The sequence below is a fragment of the Streptomyces sp. NPDC054847 genome (genome assembly GCF_053610925.1).
Window position 1 is genome coordinate 1 of the sequence record NZ_JBSGZJ010000315.1, and the last position, 8,596, is coordinate 8,596.

The 8,596-nt window shown below is 70.9% G+C and carries 8 protein-coding genes; 3 read left to right on the forward strand and 5 right to left on the reverse strand.

Features of this window, described 5'->3' with window-relative positions; all coding sequences use genetic code 11:
- Window positions 1-144 precede the first annotated feature (144 nt).
- Window positions 145-2,010 carry an anthranilate synthase family protein gene (locus ACWGH4_RS25425; RefSeq protein ID WP_453464987.1) on the forward strand — a complete coding sequence of 622 codons (1,866 nt, stop codon included), beginning with the start codon at window positions 145-147 and terminating at the stop codon, window positions 2,008-2,010.
- A 12-nt stretch (window positions 2,011-2,022) separates the two neighbouring features.
- Here ACWGH4_RS25425 and ACWGH4_RS25430 read toward each other — a convergent pair whose 3' ends face one another.
- From ACWGH4_RS25430 to ACWGH4_RS25450, 5 genes are all read right to left on the reverse strand, one after another.
- Window positions 2,023-3,030 (reverse strand): 2-hydroxyacid dehydrogenase, encoded by a 1,008-nt coding sequence (locus ACWGH4_RS25430; protein WP_453464990.1) that lies wholly within the window; start codon window positions 3,028-3,030, stop codon window positions 2,023-2,025.
- A 77-nt stretch (window positions 3,031-3,107) separates the two neighbouring features.
- The gene (locus ACWGH4_RS25435; RefSeq protein WP_441264271.1) at window positions 3,108-4,136 is read right to left on the reverse strand and encodes a 6-phosphofructokinase; all 1,029 of its coding nucleotides are present in this window, start codon (window positions 4,134-4,136) and stop codon (window positions 3,108-3,110) included.
- 159 nt (window positions 4,137-4,295) lie between these two features.
- Window positions 4,296-4,970 (reverse strand): response regulator, encoded by a 675-nt coding sequence (locus ACWGH4_RS25440; protein ID WP_441264270.1) that lies wholly within the window; start codon window positions 4,968-4,970, stop codon window positions 4,296-4,298.
- A complete protein-coding gene (gene macS / locus ACWGH4_RS25445) occupies window positions 4,967-6,175 on the reverse strand; it encodes a MacS family sensor histidine kinase (RefSeq protein WP_453464995.1) in 1,209 nt (402 codons plus the stop codon). Before macS ends, ACWGH4_RS25440 begins: the two co-directional genes overlap by 4 nt.
- A gap of 31 nt (window positions 6,176-6,206) precedes the next feature.
- A complete protein-coding gene (locus ACWGH4_RS25450) occupies window positions 6,207-6,968 on the reverse strand; it encodes a lysophospholipid acyltransferase family protein (RefSeq protein ID WP_005318614.1) in 762 nt (253 codons plus the stop codon).
- Between the two features lie 188 nt (window positions 6,969-7,156).
- Between ACWGH4_RS25450 and ACWGH4_RS25455 the strand changes: the two genes are divergently transcribed.
- On the forward strand, window positions 7,157-7,963 hold the full coding sequence (locus ACWGH4_RS25455) for an alpha/beta hydrolase (protein ID WP_453464998.1): 807 nt from the start codon (window positions 7,157-7,159) through the stop codon (window positions 7,961-7,963).
- A complete protein-coding gene (locus tag ACWGH4_RS25460; protein WP_453465001.1) occupies window positions 7,848-8,516 on the forward strand; it encodes a hypothetical protein in 669 nt (222 codons plus the stop codon). Before ACWGH4_RS25455 ends, ACWGH4_RS25460 begins: the two co-directional genes overlap by 116 nt.
- Window positions 8,517-8,596 lie beyond the last annotated feature (80 nt).

The following is an 8,596-nucleotide window of genomic DNA, read 5'->3' on the forward strand; positions in this document are numbered from 1 at the left end:
ATCAAGAACTGGTGGTGGACCGCACTCCGGCGGCCCACTGCTTCCTGATCGCGCGCAGCACCGATCGCGAAGGCCGCCCGAGGGGCGGCCTTCACTGTTTTCCCGACAGCGGCCGTTCCTCCCCTCCTGGAAGGAACACCCCGCATGCTCATCGGACGACTGCTCGACGACGACTGCCCCCCGTTCGCCCTGCTGCACCGCCGTACGCCGGGCCGCGACCACGGCACCGTCGAGGTGCTGATCGGCGACGTCCACGAAGCCGCCCGTCTGGCCGACATCCCGGTGGGCGGGCAGCCCTCCCTGGCGCTCGTGCCCTTCCGCCAGATCGCGGAACGCGGCTTCGACGTGACCGACGACGGCACGCCCCTCGCGGTCCTGGTCGCCCGCGAGAGCCATGAACTCGCCCTCGGGCAGGTCCTGGAGGAGCTGCCCCGGCACGAGGTGCGCGTCGAGGGGGGCACGTTCGACGTCGGCGACAAGGAGTACGCGGACATCGTGCGGCGGGTCGTCGAGGAAGAGATCGGGCAGGGCGAAGGCGCCAACTTCGTGATCCGGCGCACCTTCACCGGTCGGATCGACGGCTTCGGCCGGGCCGACGCGCTCGCCCTGTTCCGGCGCCTGCTGACCGGCGAACGCGGCGCGTACTGGACCTTCGTGGTCCACACCGGCGACCGCACGCTGGTCGGGGCGAGCCCCGAGGTGCATGTGCGGATGACCGGCGGCACGGTCGTGATGAACCCGATCAGCGGGACCTTCCGGTATCCGCCCGGGGGGCCGACCGCCGAGGCGCTGCTCACCTTCCTGGACGACCGCAAGGAGCGCGAGGAGCTCTCCATGGTGGTCGACGAGGAGCTGAAGATGATGTGCACGGTCGGCGACATGGGCGGGGTGGTGGTGGGGCCCCGGCTGAAGGAGATGGCTCATCTCGCGCACACCGAGTACGAGTTGCGGGGACGCTCGTCCCTCGACGTGCGCGAGGTGCTGAAGGAGACGATGTTCGCCGCCACGGTCACGGGCTCGCCGCTGCAGAACGCCTGCCGGGTCATCTCCCGCCACGAGGTGGGCGGCCGCGGCTACTACGCGGGCGCGCTGGCATTGATCGGCGAGGACGCCTCCGGCGCCCAGACGCTCGACTCGCCCATCCTGATCCGTACCGCCGACATCGACGCCACGGGCACCTTGCGGGTGCCGGTCGGGGCGACGCTCGTGCGGCACTCCGACCCGGCCGGCGAGGTCGCGGAGACACACGCAAAGGCGGCGGGGGTGCTCGCCGCGCTGGGAGTGCGGCCGGGGCGGTCCGGGGCCGGGGGCCCGGCGCCGCGGCTGGCGGACGATCCGCGCGTGCGGGCGGCGCTGGACTCCCGTCGGGCCGACCTGGCCCCGTTCTGGCTCCGGATGCAGGAGCAGTCCGCGAGACTCTCCGGGCACGCCCTCGTCGTCGACGGGGAGGACACCTTCACCTCCATGCTGGCGCATCTGCTGCGCTCGACCGGACTGGCGGTGACCGTGGTGCGCTACGACGCGCCCGGCCTGCGGGAGCGTGCCCTCACCCACCCGGGACCCGTGGTGCTGGGGCCGGGCCCCGGCGATCCGGCCGACGCGTCCGATCCGAAGATGCGCTTCCTGCGGGCCCTCGCCGCCGACCTGCTGAAGGGGCACCGCCACGGTCTGCTGGGCGTCTGCCTCGGCCACGAGGTGCTGGCCGCGGAGCTGGGGCTTGAGATCGTCCGCAAGGACGAGCCGTACCAGGGGGCGCAGGAGCGGATCGACTTCTTCGGCCGCCGGGAGACGGTCGGCTTCTACAACAGCTTCACCGCGCGCTGCGACGAGGTCACCGCGGCCGAACTCGCCATGCACCGGATCGAGCTGAGCCGGGACGAGGCGACGGGAGACGTGCACGCGCTGCGCGGCGGCGGCTTCGCGTCCGTGCAGTTCCATCCGGAGTCGGTGCTGACCATGAACGGCGCGGAAATGACGGCGTCACTGCTGGCGGGCGTGCTGGTCGGCTGAGGGACACGGCGCTCAGGGGGCGGGCGCGGCGGGGACGAGCACGTTCTCGCTGCGCCGGCCCTCGAGGTGGTCCCTGATGTTCGACGCGGTGGTGTCCACGATCTGGGCGACCGCGTCCGCGGTGTAGTACGCCTGGTGGGAGGTGACCAGGACGTTGGGGAACGTCATCAGCCGGGCGAGGGTGTCGTCGTCGACCGCCTCCATGGACCGGTCGAGGAAGAACAGCCCGGCCTCCGCCTCGTACACGTCGAGGCCCACTCCCGAGAAGCGGCCCTTGCGCAGTTCGCCGACGAGGGCTTCGCTGTCGATCAGGCCGCCGCGGCTGGAGTTCACCAGGATCGCGTCGTCCTTCATCGCGCGCAGTTCCTGGGCGCCGATCAGATGCCGGGTGGCGGGCAGCAGCGGTACGTGGAGGGTGACCAGGTCCGCGGCGGCGAGCAGTTCGTCCTTGTCCACGTACTCCATGCCGAGGCCGACGCAGACGGGGTTGGGCGCGACGTCGAGGCCGAGCAGCCGCATGCCGAAGCCGTGGGCGATCCGGGTGAACGCCTCTCCGATCTTGCCGGTGCCGATCACGCCGGCGGTGCGGCCGCACATGTCCCGGCCCATCAGGCCGTCGAGGCGGAAGTCGAAGTCGCGGGTGCGGTTGGCGGCGCGGACGATACGCCGGTTGACCGCCATGGCCAGTGTCCAGGCGAACTCGGCCACGGAGTACGGCGAGTAGTACGACACCCTGGCGACGGTGAGCCCGAGCTGCCCCGCCACATCGAGGTCGATGTTGTTGAAGCCGGTGGAACGCTGGGCGATCATCCTCGTGCCGCCGTCGGCGAGGGTCCGCAGCACCCCTGCGTCCAGCTGGGCGTTGACGCTGGTGGAGATGACCTCGTGACCGGCGGCGATGGCGGCGGTGTCCGCGTCGAGGAACAGGTCCAGGCACCGGACGCCCTCGTGGAGATCGGCGAAGGCCTTCTCGATGAGCGGCTTCTCGTCGGCCTGGACACCATAGGCGAGGATTTCCACGTTCTCTCCCGGTTCACGAGCTATGGGCCGGATACCCGCGAATATCCGTATTCGCGAATATACGGCCCACCGCCACGTCAGCCGAAGAAGACGCCGACCTCCTCGTAGAGCTTCGGGTCGACCGTCTTGAGCTTGGCGGTCGCCTCGGCGATCGGCACCCGCACGATGTCGGTGCCCTGGAGTGCGACCATTTTGCCGAAGTCCCCGTCTCGCACGGCGTCGACGGCGTGCAGTCCGAAGCGGGTGGCGAGCCAGCGGTCGAAGGCGCTCGGGGTGCCGCCGCGCTGGACGTGCCCGAGGACCGTGGTGCGGGCCTCCTTGCCCGTACGGCTCTCGATCTCCTTGGCCAGCCACTCGCCGACGCCGGAGAGGCGGACATGGCCGAACGAGTCGAGCGTGCCGTCCTTGAGGACCGCCTCGCCGTCCTTGGGCATCGCGCCCTCGGCGATCACCACGATCGGCGCGTAACTGGCCTTGAAGCGGGAGGTGACCCAGGCGCAGACCTGGTCGACGTCGAAACGCTGCTCGGGGATGAGGATGACGTTGGCGCCGCCCGCCAGACCGGAGTGGAGGGCGATCCAGCCCGCGTGACGCCCCATCACCTCGACGACGAGCACACGCATATGGGATTCGGCGGTGGTGTGCAGCCGGTCGATCGCCTCGGTGGCGATGCCGACCGCCGTGTCGAAGCCGAAGGTGTAGTCGGTGGCGGACAGGTCGTTGTCGATGGTCTTGGGTACGCCGACACAGCTGATGCCGTACTCGTCGCAGAGCCGCGCCGCGACGCCGAGGGTGTCCTCGCCGCCGATGGCGACGAGGGCGTCCACCTCCTGCTTGGCGAGGTTCTCCTTGATCCGGCGGATGCCGTTCGCTTCCTTCAGCGGATTGGTACGGGAAGAGCCGAGGATCGTGCCGCCGCGGGGGAGGATGCCGCGGACGGCCGGGATGTCGAGCGGAACGGTGTCGCCCTCCAGCGGTCCGCGCCAGCCGTCGCGGTAGCCGACGAACTCGTAGCCGTACTCCTGCACACCCTTGCGGACGAGGCCGCGGATGACCGCGTTGAGGCCGGGGCAGTCGCCGCCCCCGGTCAGTACTCCGACGCGCATGGAAACTTCCCTTCGCCAGATGAGCCCTGTGACCGTCACGCTAATGGTGACGCAGGTCACTCAGGGATGGGGCGAATGGTCGATTCCTTTGCGTGGCGCGGTCGTTGACCGTCCGCCATTCACTCGTACGGGTACAACTCGAACCGGCCGGCCGTGCGGTCAGACGTCGTCCAGGCCGCGCTCGATCGCGTACCGCACCAGTTCGACTCGGTTGTGCAACTGAAGCTTGCCCAGCGTGTTCTGCACATGGTTCTGGACGGTGCGGTGGGAGATGACCAGCCGCTCCGCGATCTGCTTGTACGACAACCCCTTGGCGACCAGCCGCAGTACCTCGGTCTCCCGGTCCGTCAGCTGCGGGGCCTTCGGCTCGTCCGCGCCGGCCGGCGGACCGGGCTCCGAGGCGAGCCGGCGGTACTCGCCGAGCACCAGGCCCGCGAGACCCGGTGTGAAGACGGGATCGCCCACGGCGGTGCGGCGCACCGCGTCCGTCAGCTCCTCCGTGCTCGCCGACTTCAGCAGATAGCCGGTGGCACCGGACTTCACCGCCTCCAGGACGTCCGCGTGCTCGCCGCTGGCCGACAGCACCAGGACACGCAGGCCGGGCAGCGCCCCGACCAGCTCCTTGCACACCTGCACGCCCGGCATCTCGGGCAGATTGAGGTCGAGCACGAGAACGTCGGGCGCGGCGGCCTTCGCCCGGCGCACGGCCTGCGCACCGTCGCCCGCCGTGGCGACCACGTCGAACCCGGCCTCGGTGAGGTCGCGCGCCACCGCGTCCCGCCACATCGGGTGGTCGTCGACCACCATCACCTTGAGCGTCCGCTGATCCGTCATTTCGCTGCCTTCCCCCGTGGGATCCTGAGCTCTACTTCCGTGCCCTGGCCGGGGACCGACAGCAGCTCGGCCGTACCGCCGAGGTCCCGCAGCCGCCCGCGGATGGACTGGGCGACTCCGAGCCGGCCCTCCCCCTCCGCCTGCGCCAGCCGGCCCTCCGCGATGCCCGGGCCGTCGTCCCTGACCGTCACGATCACCTCGTCGGGCCAGTCCTCGACCAGGATCCATGCCTGGGCGTCCGGGCCCGCGTGCCTGTTCACATTGTCCAGTGCGGCCCCTACCGCCGCCGCCAGCTCACGGGCCGCCGGAGCGTCCATGAGGACGGGGGCGCCCGGCTCCGACAGCGTCACCTTCGCACCGGCGTGCGGGGCGAGCAGCGTCCGCAGGTCGCACGGCCGCGCGGGCCCGTCGTCGTCCGGTACCTCCACGATCCGTACGACCGCGCCCTCGGACTCGTCCTCCGACACCCGGGACGCCGGGACCAGACCCCCGGCGACCAGGCTGCGCAGCGCGACCTCCTGCTCGCCCGCCATCCTGCCCAGCTCCGCCGCCTCGCCGCCCAGCGCCGTGCCCCGCCGCTGCACCATCGCCAGCACCTGGAGAACGCTGTCGTGGATGTCACGCGCCAGCCGCTCCCGCTCACGGGTCGCCGCCTCGATCTCCAGCGCCCGGGCGAGGGTGCGCTCGGAGGCGCGGGCCACCTCGACGACGTAGCCGATCGCTATGGAGGCCACCCACACCAGCAGGACGTTGTGGAAGGTGTCCCGGCTGGGCTCGCCCCGCTCGACGATGTTGGCGACGGCGACGAACGACGAGGCGAAACCGGCCCAGCGCCAGCCGCCCTTGATGGCGAAGGCGAGGACGGAGCCCGCCGTCCAGATCGACGGCAGGGTGGGGCCGTCATGCGTCTGGGCGTGCACGTCGGCGAGCGGGGTGAGGAGTATGCCGGTCAGGGCGATGGTCAGGTCCGCGGCCAGGAAGCCCCTGGTGCAGCGCGCCGCGTTCGCGACCTTGGGGAGGGTGGCCAGGGTCCAGACGGCCAGCACCGCGAGGAAACCGGCCGCCACCAGCGGGCGCTCGAAGTTCTGCCGGGTGAAGACGAAGAGCAGCACCGCGTAGACCATGGTCAGCACGCGGTAGGCGGTCAGGGCACGCCACAGCGGCAGCTCGACCGACATCCGCACGACACGCTCGCGCTTGGCCATCTCCCCCACCCCCGTAGCCGTGCCGCGCCGCTCAGGCGGCGGGCCGCTGCGCCTTCTTGGCCTTCTCGGCCTTCTCCGCCTCGGCCCGGGCCGCCTTCTCCGCCTTCTCCGCGTCGGCGATCTGGCGCTTCGCGGCCGTCGCGTAGATGTCGACGTACTCCTGGCCGGACAGCTTCATGATCTCGTACATGACCTCGTCGGTCACCGAACGCAGGATGAAGCGGTCGCCCTCCATGCCGTGGTAGCGGCTGAAGTCCAGCGGCTTCCCGATCCGGATACCCGGGCGCATCAGCTTCGGGACCACCTTGCCGGGCGGCTGGATCTTCTCGGTGTCGATCATCGCGACGGGGATCACCGGCGCGCCGGTGGCCAGCGCCACACGGGCGAGGCCGCCCGGCTTGCCGCGGTAGAGACGGCCGTCCGGGGAGCGGGTGCCCTCCGGGTAGATGCCGAACAGGCCGCCGGACTCGATCACGTCGATGCCGGCCTTGATCGCGGCCTCGCCCGCTCCGCGGGCACCCGAACGGTCCACCGGCAGCTGGCCGACGCCCTTGAAGAAGGCGGCCGTCAGCCTGCCCTTCACGCCCGGCGAGGTGAAGTACTCCGCCTTGGCGATGAAGGTGACCTTGCGGTCGAGCACCGCGGGGAGGAAGAACGAGTCGGAGAACGACAGATGGTTGCTGGCGAGGATCGCGGGGCCCTCGGCCGGAACGTTCTCCAGACCCTCCACCCAGGGCCTGAACGCAAGCTTCAGCGAACCCCCGATGGAGAACTTCATGGCGCCGTAGATCAACTCGAATGCCTCCTGTTGCTTTCGAACAGACCTTAACCCGAGGGTCGGCCCCCGTCCGCCGCGCCGGGTCCGCCGCCGCCGTGCTCCGGTGCCGGAACGGCCCTGGTCGGTGTCGGTCCGGTCGCGTACCGTGAAGTACACCCTCGACCCTTCCGTACGCCCGCGTACCTCACGAACAGGAGACCCCGGTGCCGGTCCTTCCTGGAGCCGAGCCCTGCCGCCACGACGGCGGCGAGATCGGCGTCCTTCTCTGTCACGGATTCACCGGCTCCCCGCAGTCGCTGCGGCCCTGGGCCGAGTATCTGGCGGAGCGGGGCCTCACGGTGTCCCTGCCGCTGCTGCCGGGTCACGGCACACGCTGGCAGGACATGCAGGTCACCGGCTGGCAGGACTGGTATGCGGAGGTGGACAGGGAACTGCGCTCGCTGCTCGAGCGCTGTCGGCACGTGTTCGTCTTCGGCCTCTCCATGGGCGGTGCCCTGACGCTGCGGCTCGCCGCCAAGCACGGCGACGCGGTCCGGGGCGTCGTCGTCGTCAACCCGGCGAACAAGGTCCACGGCGCGATGGCGTCGCTGCTGCCCGTGGTGCGTCATCTGGTGCCGTCCACGAAGGGCCTGACCAGCGACATCGCCAAGCAGGGCGTGGAGGAGCTGGGCTACGACCGGGTGCCGCTGCACGCCGCGCATTCGGTGCGGCAGTTCTTCCGTATCGTCGACGGGGAGCTTCCGCAGGTCACCCAGCCGATGCTGCTGCTGCACAGCCCCGAGGACCATGTGGTGCCGGCCGCCGACTCGGCCCGGATCCTCAGCCGTGTCTCCTCCACGGACGTCACGGAGATCCTGCTGGAACAGAGCTACCACGTCGCGACGTTGGACCACGATGCGGAGCGGATCTTCGAGGAGAGTTACGCGTTCATCGGCCGGCTCGCTCCGAGCGCGGGGACCACGGGGTCTCCCGCGCCGGAAGCCTTGGGAGGGAGCACAACCGGTGGCTGACCAGCACGACGCGGACCGTGAGCCGCAGCCGATCGACGAGGACGCGGCCTGGGCGGCCATCGTCGCCGGATACGGCGAGGAGCCCGCCGACCCGCCGGGCGCGAAGCCGTTCAAGTCGGTGGAGGACCTGGCGCTCCTGGAGAGCGACATGAACGACACGCCTGATCCCGGGCCCGAGCCCGCGGGCCGGGCCGACGACGACAAGCCGGCGCTGGGCAGCTCGGTCACCTTCGCACCGGGCGTCGGCGGACCGCGCGACTACCAGGTCGCGGAGCCGTCCGACGGCGACTTCGACGACAGCGACGAGGGCCACTTCGTCCCGCCCGAGCCCCCGCCGCTGCCGGAGGCAGACGCGACGTCGAAGTTCGCGTGGCTGGCGGTGATCGGCGGACCGGTGCTGATGCTGATCGCGGTGGTCCTGCGATGGGACATGACGTGGTGGCTGACGACGCTGTGCGTCGGCGGCTTCCTGGGCGGCTTCGCGACGCTGGTCGCGCGGATGTCGCACGACGACGACGAGAACGACGATCCGGGGCGGGGCGCGGTGGTCTGACGACACCGCGCGGCCGCTGCGCGGGGCGTTTTACCCCACCCCGCCCCTTCCCCGAAACCGGGCTCCGCCCGGACCCGTAC

Excerpts from the sequence above, each read along its gene's own strand:
- ACWGH4_RS25425 (WP_453464987.1), top strand. The coding sequence starts at position 145 with ATGCTCATCGGACGACTGCTCGACGACGACTGCCCCCCGTTCGCCCTG.
- ACWGH4_RS25435 (WP_441264271.1), bottom strand. The coding sequence starts at position 4,136 with ATGCGCGTCGGAGTACTGACCGGGGGCGGCGACTGCCCCGGCCTCAAC.
- ACWGH4_RS25440 (WP_441264270.1), bottom strand. The coding sequence starts at position 4,970 with ATGACGGATCAGCGGACGCTCAAGGTGATGGTGGTCGACGACCACCCG.
- macS (WP_453464995.1), bottom strand. The coding sequence starts at position 6,175 with ATGGCCAAGCGCGAGCGTGTCGTGCGGATGTCGGTCGAGCTGCCGCTG.
- ACWGH4_RS25460 (WP_453465001.1), top strand. The coding sequence starts at position 7,848 with ATGCGGAGCGGATCTTCGAGGAGAGTTACGCGTTCATCGGCCGGCTCG.